General features: G+C 45.7%; 14 protein-coding genes. 6 read left to right on the top strand and 8 right to left on the bottom strand.

Annotation, left to right across the window (positions count from 1 at the left end; translation table 11 throughout):
* The first annotated feature begins 56 nt into the window (after positions 1–56).
* A complete protein-coding gene (locus PKF022_RS09195; RefSeq protein ID WP_281776694.1) occupies positions 57–1121 on the top strand; it encodes a homocysteine S-methyltransferase family protein in 1065 nt (354 codons plus the stop codon).
* Positions 1118–3868: a methionine synthase gene (gene metH / locus PKF022_RS09190; RefSeq protein WP_281776693.1), complete on the top strand. Its 2751-nt coding sequence runs from the start codon at positions 1118–1120 to the stop codon at positions 3866–3868. Before PKF022_RS09195 ends, metH begins: the two co-directional genes overlap by 4 nt.
* Here metH and PKF022_RS09185 read toward each other — a convergent pair.
* Positions 3865–4182, bottom strand: coding sequence for a DUF1840 domain-containing protein (locus tag PKF022_RS09185; RefSeq protein WP_216230984.1), 318 nt, complete (start codon positions 4180–4182; stop codon positions 3865–3867). The genes metH and PKF022_RS09185 overlap by 4 nt on opposite strands.
* 68 nt (positions 4183–4250) lie before the next feature.
* Between PKF022_RS09185 and argS the strand changes: the two genes are divergently transcribed.
* Genes argS through PKF022_RS09170 form a run of 3 tightly spaced genes read left to right on the top strand, consistent with a single transcriptional unit; the run spans position 4251 to position 7236 of the window.
* Complete coding sequence (argS, locus tag PKF022_RS09180) at positions 4251–5945, top strand: arginine--tRNA ligase (RefSeq protein WP_281777495.1); 1695 nt, start codon at positions 4251–4253, stop codon at positions 5943–5945.
* A 35-nt stretch (positions 5946–5980) separates the two neighbouring features.
* Entirely contained in the window at positions 5981–6592 is a 612-nt protein-coding gene (locus PKF022_RS09175) for an SPOR domain-containing protein (RefSeq protein ID WP_281776692.1), read from the top strand.
* On the top strand, positions 6589–7236 hold the full coding sequence (locus PKF022_RS09170) for a thiol:disulfide interchange protein DsbA/DsbL (RefSeq protein WP_216230981.1): 648 nt from the start codon (positions 6589–6591) through the stop codon (positions 7234–7236). Before PKF022_RS09175 ends, PKF022_RS09170 begins: the two co-directional genes overlap by 4 nt.
* Before the next feature lie 25 nt (positions 7237–7261).
* Here PKF022_RS09170 and PKF022_RS09165 read toward each other — a convergent pair whose 3' ends face one another.
* The 5 genes from PKF022_RS09165 to PKF022_RS09145 are packed head-to-tail and all read right to left on the bottom strand — an operon-like array spanning position 7262 to position 12054.
* Positions 7262–8038 carry an SDR family NAD(P)-dependent oxidoreductase gene (locus PKF022_RS09165; protein WP_281776691.1) on the bottom strand — a complete coding sequence of 259 codons (777 nt, stop codon included), beginning with the start codon at positions 8036–8038 and terminating at the stop codon, positions 7262–7264.
* A complete protein-coding gene (locus PKF022_RS09160; protein WP_281776690.1) occupies positions 8035–9330 on the bottom strand; it encodes a cyclopropane-fatty-acyl-phospholipid synthase family protein in 1296 nt (431 codons plus the stop codon). The genes PKF022_RS09165 and PKF022_RS09160 overlap by 4 nt, the downstream gene beginning before the upstream one ends.
* A complete protein-coding gene (locus tag PKF022_RS09155) occupies positions 9327–10112 on the bottom strand; it encodes a DUF1365 domain-containing protein (RefSeq protein ID WP_281776689.1) in 786 nt (261 codons plus the stop codon). The genes PKF022_RS09160 and PKF022_RS09155 overlap by 4 nt, the downstream gene beginning before the upstream one ends.
* Complete coding sequence (locus tag PKF022_RS09150) at positions 10112–11488, bottom strand: FAD-dependent oxidoreductase (RefSeq protein ID WP_281776688.1); 1377 nt, start codon at positions 11486–11488, stop codon at positions 10112–10114. Before PKF022_RS09150 ends, PKF022_RS09155 begins: the two co-directional genes overlap by 1 nt.
* Entirely contained in the window at positions 11485–12054 is a 570-nt protein-coding gene (locus tag PKF022_RS09145; protein ID WP_281776687.1) for a glutathione peroxidase, read from the bottom strand. Before PKF022_RS09145 ends, PKF022_RS09150 begins: the two co-directional genes overlap by 4 nt.
* 92 nt (positions 12055–12146) lie before the next feature.
* Between PKF022_RS09145 and rfaE2 the strand changes: the two genes are divergently transcribed.
* Positions 12147–12635: a D-glycero-beta-D-manno-heptose 1-phosphate adenylyltransferase gene (rfaE2, locus tag PKF022_RS09140; protein WP_216230975.1), complete on the top strand. Its 489-nt coding sequence runs from the start codon at positions 12147–12149 to the stop codon at positions 12633–12635.
* On the opposite strand, the gene PKF022_RS09135 is transcribed toward rfaE2, so the two are convergent.
* Complete coding sequence (locus PKF022_RS09135) at positions 12632–13441, bottom strand: type III pantothenate kinase (protein WP_281776686.1); 810 nt, start codon at positions 13439–13441, stop codon at positions 12632–12634. The two genes, rfaE2 and PKF022_RS09135, sit on opposite strands and share 4 nt — an antisense overlap.
* Positions 13438–14223, bottom strand: a complete 786-nt coding sequence (locus PKF022_RS09130; protein WP_281776685.1) for a biotin--[acetyl-CoA-carboxylase] ligase — start codon at positions 14221–14223, stop codon at positions 13438–13440. The genes PKF022_RS09135 and PKF022_RS09130 overlap by 4 nt, the downstream gene beginning before the upstream one ends.
* Position 14224: the final 1 nt, after the last annotated feature.

Genomic DNA, 14224 nt, shown 5'->3' with positions numbered 1-14224 from the left:
GAAAAGTCGCTTTTCCAATAGAATAAGGGATTCTAGAGATTAATCCCGGTTTAACAATGCAATCTAATGGTTTGTCCCAGCCTTATACCCGCGGTCAAAAGCTTCCCGAGCTTTTAAAGCAGCGCATTCTGATTTTGGATGGCGCTATGGGCACCATGATTCAGCAATATAAATTAACTGAAGTTGACTACCGTGGCTTGCCAGGCAACAGCCGCTTTGCCGATCATCCCGGCGACATAAAAGGCAATAACGAGTTACTCGTACTGACTCAACCTCAAATCATTAGCAAGATCCATGAGCAGTACTTGGATGCGGGTGCAGACATTATTGAAACCAATACTTTTGGTGCCACCTCAGTTGCGCAAGAAGATTACAAGATGGCCGGCTTAGCACGTGAGATGAACGAAGTCTCTGCCAGATTGGCTCGCGCAGCTTGTGAAAAGTACAGCACGCCAGATAAGCCACGTTTTGCTGCGGGCGCGATTGGGCCTACACCCAAGACAGCAAGCATTTCACCTGATGTGAATGATCCAGGCGCACGCAATGTGACCTTTGATGCTTTGCGTGCTTCGTACCGTGAACAGATTGAAGGATTGTTTGCTGGTGGCGTGGATTTATTTTTAGTCGAAACCATTTTCGATACGCTCAATGCTAAGGCTGCACTCTTTGCGCTTGATGAATTTTTTGAAGAAACTGGCGAGCGTTTACCAGTCATGATTTCCGGAACGGTAACTGATGCGTCTGGTCGTATTTTGTCAGGGCAAACCGTTGAAGCATTTTGGAACAGCTTGCGTCACATTAAGCCACTGACGTTTGGTTTGAACTGTGCGCTCGGTGCTGCGCTGATGCGTCCTTACATTGCAGAGTTGGCACGTATTTGTGATGCCGCAGTATCTTGCTACCCCAATGCTGGCCTGCCTAACCCAATGAGTGACACCGGCTTTGATGAAACACCTGAAATCACCTCAAGTCTGGTTGATGGTTTTGCAAAAGATGGTTTAGTCAATTTAGTTGGCGGCTGCTGCGGTACTACGCCTGATCATATTCGTGCGATTGCAAATGCGGTTGCGAAACGTAAGCCACGTGCTTTCTATAAAGAGAATGCAGAGGCGGCAGTATGAGCAAGATTGAGAAAAAAGTCATGCCAGCAATGAAGCTTTCTGGCCTTGAACCTTTCAATGTTACGACCGACGTTGGTTTTGTAAATATTGGTGAGCGCACTAACGTTACAGGTTCTAAAGCATTTGCGCGCATGATTTTGAATAATCAATTTGATGAGGCGCTTGCGGTAGCGCGTCAGCAGGTTGAGAACGGTGCACAAGTGATCGACATCAATATGGATGAGGCGATGCTTGACTCAGAAGCGGCCATGACTCGCTTCTTAAATTTAATTGCCTCTGAGCCTGACATTGCCCGCGTACCAATCATGATTGATTCCTCCAAGTGGAGCGTGATTGAGGCGGGCTTGAAGTGCATTCAAGGCAAACCAATCGTCAATTCAATTTCTTTGAAAGAAGGCGAAGAGCCGTTTAGAAAGCAAGCACGTTTGATTCGTCGTTATGGCGCCGCTTCTGTGGTGATGGCTTTCGATGAAGTAGGTCAGGCCGATACATTTAAGCGCAAGACTGAAATTTGTCAGCGCTGCTATGAGATCTTGGTCAATGAAATCGGTTTTCCTGCTGAAGACATCATTTTTGACCCCAATATTTTTGCAATTGCTACTGGCATTGAAGAGCATGACAACTATGCAGTGGACTTTATTAATGCCACGCGTTGGATTAAAGAAAATTTACCTGGCGCCAAGGTAAGCGGCGGTGTTTCTAATGTGAGCTTCTCCTTCCGTGGCAATGATCGTGTGCGTGAAGCGATTCATACCGTGTTTCTGTATCACGCCATTCAGGCTGGCATGGATATGGGTATCGTTAATGCCGGTCAGTTGGGTGTTTATGCTGACCTAGACCCTGAATTACGCGAGCGCGTAGAGGACGTTGTTCTTAATCGCTTTAAAGAAAAAGACGGCAAAACTCCAACAGAACGTTTGTTAGATATTGCCGATCAATTTAAAGGTGGTGGTGCTAAGCAAGTTGAAAATTTGGTGTGGCGAGAAGGTCCAGTTCGTGAGCGCCTAACGCATGCTCTGGTGCATGGCATCACCACTTTTATTGAAGAAGATACAGAAGAACTGCGCGCTGAAATTATGGGTGCAGGCGGCAGACCAATTGAAGTCATTGAAGGTCCGCTCATGGATGGTATGAACGTCGTTGGTGACTTATTTGGTGCAGGCAAGATGTTCTTGCCACAAGTGGTTAAGAGTGCCCGTGTTATGAAGCAGGCCGTTGCGATCTTGATTCCATATATCGAAGAAGAAAAGCGTCAACATATTGCCGCAGGTGGTGAAGCTAAGGCAAAAGGCAAGATTGTGATGGCTACCGTGAAGGGCGACGTACACGATATTGGTAAAAATATTGTGACCGTTGTTCTGCAATGTAATAACTTTGAAGTTGCTAATATGGGCGTGATGGTTCCTTGTGCAGAAATTTTGAAGCGTGCCAAGGAAGAGAATGCAGATATCGTTGGTTTATCTGGTTTGATCACGCCATCGCTCGAAGAGATGACTTACGTCGCTCAGGAGATGCAGCGTGATGACTATTTCCGTGAGCGCCAAATCCCACTCATGATTGGTGGGGCTACTACTTCTCGCGTACATACTGCGGTGAAAATTGCGCCACACTATGATGGCCCAGTGGTCTATGTGCCTGATGCGTCTCGTTCAGTATCGGTTGCTTCAAGTCTGCTATCCGATGAAAGCGCTAAGAAATTTATTCAAGATTTGCATGATGACTATGTCCGTATTCGTGAGCAACATGCCAATAAGAAAGCTGCGCCAACAATTTCCTTGGCTGCAGCTCGCAAGAATCGCGAAATGTTGGACTGGGCCTCTTATGTTCCTGAAAAACCAAAGTTTATTGGCCGCCGTGTATTTAAAAACTTTGCATTAAGCGATATTGCTAAATATATCGATTGGACGCCATTCTTTCAAACATGGGATCTGGCGGGCAAGTTTCCAGCGATTCTGGATGACGAGGTTGTGGGGGTTGAGGCGCGCAAGGTATATGCCGATGCCCAAGCCTTGCTTGATAAGCTGATTAAAGGTCAATGGCTTCAAGCCGATGCCGTAGTCGCTTTTTATCCTGCCAATACGATTGGTGACGATATTGTTTTGTATAGCGATGAATCACGCCAACATCCTTTATTTGTGTGGCATAACTTGCGCCAACAATCTGAGCGTCCGGTGGTAGATGGTGTGCGCAGACCGAATCGTTGTTTAGCAGACTACGTTGCCCCAAAAGACTCTGGCGTTGCTGACTATCTTGGTTGCTTTGCTGTGACAACTGGTCATGGCGTTGAAAAGAAAGTTGCTGAGTTTCAGGCAAAGCATGATGACTACAGCGCAATTATGTTGAAAGCTTTAGCGGATCGATTGGCAGAAGCTTTTGCTGAGTTGATGCATCATCGTGTGCGTACCGATTTATGGGGCTATGCAACCGATGAGCTTTTGACAAATGATCAAATGATCAATGAAGAGTATCGCGGCATCCGCCCAGCTCCTGGCTATCCAGCCTGTCCTGCACATGAAGTTAAACAAGATTTACTGCGAGTCATCGGTTCTGAAGATATTGGTATGACTCTGACCGAGTCTATGGCAATGAACCCTGCTTCTAGTGTGAGTGGGTTCTATCTCGCTCATCCAGATGCGCGCTACTTTAATGTAGGCAAGCTGTCTGATGATCAGGTTGAGGATTTGGCAAAACGCCGTGGTCAGAGCGTTGAAGATACCCGGCGCCAGCTGGCAAGCTTACTCGATTAAACGCCCCACATAACGGGTTCGTCTTTGGCTCTAGCCTGCTTCATGAGCTCTAGAAATGGGTAGGCACGTTGCCCAAGGCGATCAGCCAGCTTAGGTTTCTCTGCGCCATGCTCAGAATCTTCATTCACTTTGGCCCGTTCTTCAAGATCTTTGAGTATGGCAGTTTCTAGCGCGGTGATCAGTTCTGGAAGTTGTTCAACCGTTAGGATCCCACGAGACTCCAAGGGGCGTTCCAAGATATCAAAAATTCGTTTGGTCAGATCCGCCAGCATGATGACGTCTGGACCAGCCTTTGAGCGAAATTGATAGATCATTTCGATAGCTTACCACCTGATAAACTCACTTATCTATGTTGTCTACTAATAAAAATCGCTTAATTGAAATGCTGAGTGCTGCCCTGGCAGGCTTGGCTCACGAGCGCGGCCTAGAGGCTGCCCCAGCACCTCGTTTGGAGCGTCCCAAGGCTGTTGATCATGGCGATGTTGCCTGTAATATCGCTCTCCAGCTTTCGAAAGCCTGGAAACTGAATCCACGTGAGCTTGCGCAAGCTTTGGTTGAGCGCCTCCAGCAGCAGGCGGGCTTTAATCAGCTCATTGCCTCTTGCGAGATCGCTGGTCCTGGATTTATCAATTTCCGTTTAAGTAATGCCGCTAAAACTGCCGTAGTGCAGGAGATACTTTCCTCGGGCGCGCATTTTGGTGAATCCCCATTAAGCAGTGGATCGGCCTCAAGCGCCATGATTGAGTTTGTCTCAGCCAATCCAACGGGCCCCCTGCATGTGGGTCATGGCAGGCAGGCTGCACTAGGTGATGCTCTTGCCAATTTATTGGCGACCCAAGGTATCAAAGTACACCGCGAGTTTTATTACAACGACGCTGGCGTACAAATTGCAAATTTAGCCTTATCAGTCCAGGCTCGCCTGAAGGGCTTAAAACCTGGCGACGCGAACTGGCCTGAACAAGCCTATAACGGCGAATATATTGCAGAGATTGCCGCAGCATTTAAAGCCTCACCCGAATTTAAAGATGATATTGAGGCAATTCGTCAATTTGCGGTTGCATATCTTCGCAATGAACAAGATATTGATTTAAAAACCTTCGGTGTCAAATTCGATTGCTATTACCTCGAATCCTCTTTGTATACCGACGGTAGTGTGGCTCAAATCGTTGGCGATTTACAAAACATAGGTAAGACCTATGAATCTGAAGGCGCATTGTGGTTAAAGACTACGGATGATGGCGATGATAAAGATCGTGTGATGCGTAAGTCCGACGGTAGCTTTACTTATTTTGTGCCAGACGTTGCATATCACACAAGCAAGTGGAATCGTGGCTTTCAGAAGGTGATTAACGTGCAAGGTAGCGATCATCATGGAACAATTGCCCGTGTTCGCTCAGGCTTGCAGGGTGTAGCGCAGAAACGTGGCTGGGATATCCCTAAAACTTATCCCGATTACGTATTGCATAAGATGGTCACGGTGATGCGTCACGGCGAAGAGGTCAAAATTTCTAAGCGTGCCGGTTCATATGTCACCGTCCGAGATTTAGTGGAATGGTCTGGTGGTGTTACTTCAGAGATGACTCCTGAAGAGCGGGAATTAGCATTGCAGCGTGGTCGTGATGCTGTGCGCTTTTTCTTAATCTCGCGTAAAGCAGATACGGAATTTGTTTTTGATATTGATTTAGCCTTGCAGCAGAATGACGAGAACCCTGTTTTCTATGTGCAGTACGCACATGCGCGAATCAGCTCAATCTTGCAGCAATGGGGTGGAAAAACGGTAGACTTAGCTGGAGCGGATTTATCCCTCTTGCAAAGTAAGGCGTCTGATCATTTGCTGCGTCGTTTAGCGGAATATCCAGAAATGCTGACAACAGCTGCAGAAGAGTTGGCCCCTCATGCTTTGGCTTTTTACTTACGGGATTTAGCGGGCGATTTCCATACCTTCTACAACGCCGATCGGGTATTGGTTGACGACCAAAATTTAAAGTTAGCGCGTCTTGCATTGCTCTCGGCAACGCGTCAAGTATTGCAAAATGGCCTAAAAGTACTCGGGGTATCCGCGCCAGCAAAGATGTAATGGCGAGGTATGGGGTGTAGATGTAAGATGAGGAAATGATGAAAACACCGAATCAGAAAACTGGCTTTGTACAGCACCGCGTGGATAGTAAAAACACCCAATATGGTGGCACTATTCTTGGCTTTATCTTGGGTTTAGGTGTTGGTCTCGGAATCGCGTTCGTTATCGCTTTTTATCTTTCCAAGAATACCCCCCAAGAAAGACCTGGAATGCGCGCTCCCAGTCTTCCATTAACAATCAAACCTTCTGCCGCACCCGCTGAAGGTGAAACAGCCGCCCCTGCAGAACCAGTGGATTTAAATAAGCCGCTTCAAGGTAAATCACCTGCGCCTGCATCAGCCGATCCAATTGGTGACTTGGTTGGTGGCAAAAAGTCTACTGACGCACCTTCTACTGCAACTAAATCTGACGCTATTTATTTCTTGCAAGTCGGCGCCTTTAATAAGCGCGCAGATGCAGATGCGCAAAAAGCCACTTTAGCTATTCAAGGTATCCAAGCGCAGTTAAGTGAGGTTACGGCTGATGGCAATACTTTATGGCGTGTTCGCGTGGGTCCTTATAACAGTGTTGAAGAGAGTAATCCAGTTCGGGATAAATTGAGCAGTATCGGCATCAAACCAACATTAATTAAATCCAGTAAATCATGATTTCATTGAGCAAAAGAGTAATTACATTATTTGTATTTCTTGCTTTAAGTGGCATTGCTAGCGCTCAAAGTCAAAAAATTGAAGAGGGTTTTGATTACCGCATATTGCCGATTGCGCAGCCGGTAGAGACTAAAGGGAAGGTTGAAGTTATTGAGTTCTTTTGGTACGGTTGCCCGCATTGCTATGACTTTGAGCCTGAGCTCAGCAGCTGGGTTAAGCGCCAGCCTAAAGACGTCGCTTTTAAAAGGGTTCCCGTAGCTTTTCGTGATGATTTCATGCCACATAGCCAATTGTTTTATGCCCTTGAAGCAATGGGCAAAGGTGACGCTCTCAATGAAAAAGTCATGTATGCCATGCATAAAGAAAATAAACGTCTTTTAACGGAGTCGGAGATTGCTGATTGGGTTGCTTCACAAGGAATAGATCGCAATACTTTCTTGGCGACTTATCGTTCTTTTGCTGTCATTTCGAAAGCTCGTGCGGCAAAACAAATGGCTGAAGCTTATCGAATTGATGGCGTGCCTACTATTGTGATGCAGGGCAAATATGTGACATCGCCCTCTATTGCTGGCACTAAAGCTAAGGCAATTGCAGTAATGGATTTTTTAGAGGACAAAATCCGCAAGGATAAGTACAAGCAATAGCTTTAAAGTATTGCTCTGGCGCTGCTTAAATTTTGACGAAGCGGCGCACAATCCAAAAGTAGATGGGATAAGGCAAGATTCTGAGGAACTTTAAAAATCTCGAGAATCGCTTAGGGAAATGAATATCAAATTCCCCCTTCTGAATACCTGCCAAAATTTCTTGGGCCGCTTCTTCAGCGCTAATGAGTGCCGGCATCTCAAAGTCATTCTGGGCTGTTGCCTCAGTGGCAACGAATCCTGGCGAGATCATATGGACACTGACTCCTGTTGGCAGTAGATCGTAATATAAATTCTCACAAAAATTGATGATGGCGGCTTTACTAGGGCCATAGGCCAAGGCTTTTGGTAGGCCACTATAGCCTGCCACACTGCCAACGATGGCGATGTGTCCAGAATGGGCTTTAAGCATCTCGGGGGTTACTAATGCAACCGCCCTCATAGGCCCCAAAAGATTAGCATCAATTGTTTTCTCGGCTATTTGAATATCAAAGTTATCCGCTCTGAGAGGCGTATATACGCCAGAAACAAAAAGCAAAAGATCAATGCCGCCCCATGCATTGAGTATGGTCTTATATCCCTCTTTTAACTGTTCGTTACGAGTAACATCCAGTGGAATAACGAGAGTTTGATTTGTATCGCTATTAAGGGCAATTTGATTGAGGCGCTCAACCCTACGGCTAGAAAGCGCTACCTTGGCGCCTTGGGCCAGCAAGGCTTTCACGCAAGCTTCCCCAATACCACTCGAGGCCCCAATGACCCAAACTCTTTTTCCTACAAATTGTTCAATGCCTGATTGCTTCATACGCTCAGCGCATCGGAAGATGCTGTCGATGGTTGGTGGCTGAGTGTGAATTGCACTACATCAATGTTGCGCTCAGTAAAGCCGGCTGCACAATACATTAAGTAGAAGTTCCAGAGTCGAATAAATGCTTCGTCAAATCCTAGTTGGCGCACTTCTTGAAGTTTGTGATTAAAACCATCTCTCCAGAGACACAGTGTTTTTGCGTAGTCCGCACCAAAGGCAAACTCTTGTTCGATTTTCAGCCCAGCCTTAGCAGCGCTAGCCTTAAAGCTTGCCCGCGATGGCAGCATACCGCCAGGAAAAACGTATTGCTGAATAAAGTCGGTATTACGTCGATAGCGCTCAAATAGATCTTCGGCAATAACAATGGTTTGAATGCAGGCCTTGCCACCAGCTTTTAAACATTTGGCAACCGTTTCAAAATACTCCGGCCAATGTTTTTCACCAACCGCCTCAAACATTTCAACTGAGGCAATACCGTCAAATTTTTCTTGGCAATCGCGATAGTCTTGCAATCGCACTTCAAATGAAGCTGGATTTGTCATTTGGGACTGCACTGCTAAAAGGCGGCTTTCAGCAAAAGCTTTTTGTTCTGTAGATAAAGTGAGGCCGGTAATTGCTCTATTGGTACGCAGTGATTCTTCCATTACTCCACCCCAACCGCAACCAATTTCTAAAACATGATCCCCTGGTTTTGTCTGAAGAGATTCCAGAATGCGTCTAATTTTTGCACGTTGAGCATCGGCCAATTCTTGCTTATCTCCCTCTGAGAACCAGGCGCTGGAGTAGCTCATAGTGGGGTCGAGCCACAGGGTGTAGAAAGCATTTCCTAGGTCGTAGTGAGCATGAATATTTTTACGGCTACCGGTTTTGCTGTTATCTCTTAACCAGTGTTTCAGGCGATAAAAGATTGATCCATACCAGTTGCCATAGATGGCTTTTTCTAAAATGGTTCGGTTACGAATAGCCAGCTCAAGTAGAGCTTTGAGATCTGGGGTATTCCATTTACCCTGTATATAGCTCTCAGCAAAACCGATATCTCCATGAGACATGATTTCTTTAAAAACAGACCACTCTAGTATGTGGATTTCGGCATGCAACTGATCGCCATGATTTCCAAACTCTCGCTTCTCTCCATCTGGAAGCGTCAACTTCAAGTAACCACTACTAAGTTGAGTTAAGAGCGTTAAAAGTGTCTTAGCGCTGAGTTGATGCTTATGTGAAGAGTAAGCTCGCTCTTGAGGGCGAGAAAAGTTGAGTCTCGAGAGAAGTGATTGTCCAGGGCGATTCATCTGCTGACTTCTAGTTCTGGTGGTTTAGGCTTTGAGTGAAAGGGTACACCTTTTATCCATAATTTCAATGCCTGCCAGTGAATTCGGAAAATCACACCTAAACTCATGAGGGGGTAGCGAAGCAATGCCAGATAAACATTAGCGCGGCTTAGAGGGCGGCTGGCGCCACTAATACTGGTATTGATGAGGGGTAGACCGTCCTCATGCAGCTCAATACGATAGACACTGTTTTTGCCGCTACTGCTATCTTGCGGAAATAAAAAGCGAAAATGGTATTCACCTCGTACCTCGCAAAATGGCGATACATGAAATACTTTCTTGCTGGTGAGTGTTTCGCCGGAGTGCAGTACTTCACCTGAATCTTTAAATAGTAAATAGCAGTGACGCTCACCAAAAGTATTATTTACCTCAGCTAACACTGCCTGTACTTGGCCATCCGCCCGAGTGCAGATCCAGAAACTCACCGGATTAAAAACGTAGCCCAATACCCTTGGAAAAGTTTGTAACCAGATTTCTCCATCAACATGAGGTATTTGGTTATCAGCAAGAATCTTCTCGATCCAGGCAAGACTATTAGGTTCGCCTAGGCCGTGGTCTTTGTCAAAAAAGGCACAAATTCCCCAGCGGTTATCGCTTAAGCCGTAATCATTTAGTAAATTTGGGTTTGCTTGGCGGGCACGCATCGGAACGGAGATGGTAAATACCCCATACCCAAAAGCATTTTTAGCCGGCCGCATGCGCTGGTGCTTGACTACTCCAAAGTTAATCTTTGTTTGCGCCATTAACTATCTTGTTTTGCTTTGATGGGCTGACGAACGCTTTCAATTAAGGCTTCTGCAACTAGTTCGCCGGAACGTAGGCCATCTTCATGAAACCCAAAGCCAGTCCAGGCGCCGCAATACCAAATGGATGATAGGCCTTGAATCAAAGGCAGCTCTTTCTGCGCTTGTATTGCACTCATGTCAAAGACGGGATGCGAATAGTGAATCTCCTGATGCACTAGCTTTGGATCTGGCTCTTCAGAGGGATTTAAGCTAACAATAATTTGTGTATTTTTCAGTTGATCTGGAAGTGGCTGCAAGCGATTAATTAAATAGTTAACGCTGACATGCTGTTTTGCATTTGGCTTGTCGCCAGACTTAGCAGTGTAATTCCAGGCAGCCCAACAACGCTTAGCCTCAGGCAAGAAGCGAGTGTCAGTGTGAAGAATGGCCCGATTTTTTTGATAAGGAATAGCCGCCAAAATATTTCTGGCCTCTTGATCAATGCCGTGAACTAAATCTAGCGCTTGATCGCTGTGACAAGCCATGATGACTTCATCAAAATAGCTTGACCCAGCTTGACTAATAACCTCTGCTTGACCGCCATCATGACTGGTATTTACTCGCAGAACACAATCACGTTTAATGACTGCCCCATGCTTTTCTATCGCAGCAACAATGCGTTTTACATACTCGCGCGATCCGCCTTTGATGGTTAACCATTGAGGGCGATTTTGAATCTGTAAAAGACCATGGTTATGGCAGAAGCGCACCATAGTTTGAATTGGAAATTCAAGCATTTGCTCAACTGAGCATGACCAAATTGCGCCGATCATCGGCAGAAAATAATTTTCTTTAAAGCTTTGACTAAAGCGATGGCGCATTAAAAAATCAGCAATTTTTTCATCTGGTTCTTTGTATTGATGACCGGCATCAATTTGCTCATGAGCTAGCTGGGTTGCTAGACGATTAAAGCGCAATATGTCATAAGCCATATGCCAAAAAGAGGGGGACAGAAGGTTGGAGCGCTGACCAAAAAATGAGTTAATGTCATTGCCTGCCCACTCAATCTTTTTGCTGGAGCCTGACTTTAAAGAGGCATCAATCGAAACAGAGAAGGACATTTCTGAGGGGGCTACAGGCGCTTGTATTTCCTCAAATAGTCGCACAAGACGGGGATAAGTTTTTCGATTGAAAACTAAAAATCCAGTATCGACACCATGTGTGATTTCTTTACCATTGAGATTGCAAGTGAAATCTACTGTGTTGCTATGGCCGCCAATGTGGCCACCGGCTTCGTATAAGGTAATTTCAAATTCAGGGTGTTGTCTTAAGGCGTATGCACAACCCAATCCAGAGATGCCTGCGCCAATAATGGCAATCCGTTTTTGACTCACTGGACCTTCTCTCCTAAAAGCTTTTCAATTTGATTGGTAATGCTACTGCTGGTAGGTTTAGTCATACTTCCATAGGAATCAACCACATTGCCATTTCGATCTATTAGGTACTTATAAAAGTTCCATTTGGGTGTTGTACCAGTTTTTGTAATTAACATCTTAAACAGCGGGTTTGGGTTACTGCCTGAGATCGAACTTTTAGAAAACATCGGGAATTTTACGTCGTAAGTGTTTTTGCAGAAGTCAGCAATGTCTTTGTTGCTGCCAGGCTCTTGTTGTCCGAAGTCGTTAGATGGAAAGCCAAGCACTACAAATCCTTGGTCTTTATATTTGGCATAAATCTTCTCAAGACCCTCATATTGGCTCGTAAAGCCGCAGAAGCTGGCAGTATTTACGACCAGAATGACTTTGCCTTGGTATTGACATAGATTTTGTGGCGTCTCGTCCTGCAGGCGGGGGAAGGTATGAGAAAGTAGTGGGCTACAGCTGTTTGCTGCATTGGCCACCTGAACTCCGGGCAGGAGAAATAAGAAGGGAAGGAGCCAATTCATTAAATTGCGGTGCATATTGCGCCTTTAAATTTCGCTTGATAGAGGCCAAGTCTAAGACATTCTCAGCAATATCGCTGGCATTGCAAAATTGCCATTAATATTGAGCCATGAGTAAGTTGCCACCACCCTCTTTCGAAGCCAAAGTATGTCCGCCGGATGAACTTGCGGCTCGCTTAGCAAAGCTTCCTAGGCCATTAGTCTTTACAAATGGCGTCTTCGATATCTTGCACCGCGGACATGCTAGTTATTTAGCCCAAGCACGTGCTTTAGGTGCTAGTTTGATAGTGGGCGTGAATTCAGATGCCTCTGTAAAGATGCTGGGCAAAGGCGATGACAGACCCATTAATACTGAGGCTGATCGCCAGGCCTTATTGGCTGCATTGGAGAGCGTAGACATGGCAGTGTTGTTTACCGAACAAACCCCTGTCAACTTAATTGAAAAAATTCGCCCCGATATTTATGTCAAGGGTGGAGATTATGAAATCGATACTTTAGCGGAGACCCATCTTGTAAAAAGTTGGGGCGGGAAAGCGGTTGCTATACCGTTTTTATATGAACGCTCTACTACCAGTCTTTTAGGCAAAATCCGTTCTTAAAGATTTTGGAGTAACCACGCCCAAATGCCGCGAAGTACTAAGCCCTCAGTTTGCTCAATCGGCCAACTCTGCAAGTCAGATTTTTTTATTTGAGTAAGAAGAACTTTTGCATTGCCACCATCAAGCCAAATTCGTTCGACAGGATGATTTAATTTTTTAGCTTGTAGTAATGCGTAGTGAATAGCACCAATTTGCGCTGCATCACATCCGCCAATAATGGCTTCATTCGTAGTGATTCCAAATTCTTGCTGAGATTCTTCACGAATTGCTAAAGGGAGTTGCGCGGTTTTGCTCTGCAGGCTTTCTTGCATCAGTCCAAGACCGGGCAGAATCCACCCGCCGTAATGAACTCCATTAGAGCCAAGCAAGTCAATCGTAGTAGCAGTGCCAGCATTGACGATTAAGGTGTTATGAGTAGATAGGGCGCGAGCTCCGATGAGGGCCGCCCAGCGATCAGCTCCTAACTTGCTCTGGTCTTGGTATAGGCTACGCATACCCGAGTAGGTACTGTCACCTTGTAATTGCTTCCAGTTCAAATCACTCCATTGTGGAAACAGAGATTTGAGATTGGAGATAGCCTCTTCGCCGGCAACACAGCTAAAACCAATGGCATCTGGTTTTGGAAGTGTCTTAGAAATATAGTCTGCTAATTCAGCACGATGTTCTTCAGACTGCAAAGACTTGCTACTAATAGAGCCTGAGTAAGCCCACAACTTTTTTTGTTGGGCACTTGGGTTTTGATTGGATTCCACGGCAGCCCATTTGAGGCGTGTATTACCAACATCAAAGAATAAATAAAGGCTCATGATTGAATCCGCAATGAAACATCACCTGCGTGAATGGCGATTGTTTTGTTTTCTTGTTGCAATAGTAATGCTCCAAATTCATCGACGCCTTTAGCAATACCATTAACAGCATCTTTTCCCGCACCAGAAATGCAAACGGCATGATCTCGATAAGCATCCCATTTCATCCAGGACCCCATGCAAGGCTTAAATCCATGTTGATCAAATTCTGCGAGATGATGCTCAAGCGAGGCGATTAATTTCAGCCAAAGGTATTCGACATCAGGCGGTGAGTTTGTAATCTGCTGAATTGAGCTTGCTTTCAATCCATTACCTAGATTTGCTTCAATTGCCTCCGCATTGCGTAAGTTGATGCCAATGCCAATAATCATCCAAGTAGCATCCCCTGCTTTTGCTTGACCACCTTCAATCAGAATGCCAGCGAGTTTGCATCCATTGAGCAACAAATCGTTTGGCCACTTTAGGCGAAGACCTAATTCGTGAAGTTTTGATTCATTGAGGTCGCAAGCTTGTGCAATCCCAGATATGACTGCTAGACCAACCAACAAACTCAAACCACTCAGTTCTGCAGGAGTTCTTTTAAACGGAAAGGCTAAGGAGAAGCAAAGAGAATCTTCCGGATTGGCTAGCCATGATCGACCGGCCCTTCCTTTGCCTGCTGTTTGTTTGTGGGCAATGCGTGCTATTGGGTCAATTAACTGACCCGCGCGCCAGCGCACCAAAAGATCGTCATTGGTTGATTTGGTCTCGGTAATACGCTCAAGGATGCAATTTGCAGTCATT

It is taken from the genome of Polynucleobacter sp. KF022, assembly GCF_027924105.1.
GTDB lineage: Bacteria > Pseudomonadota > Gammaproteobacteria > Burkholderiales > Burkholderiaceae > Polynucleobacter.
Note: the sequence above shows the minus strand (reverse complement) of the source record. Positions and strands in the feature narration are given on the sequence as shown.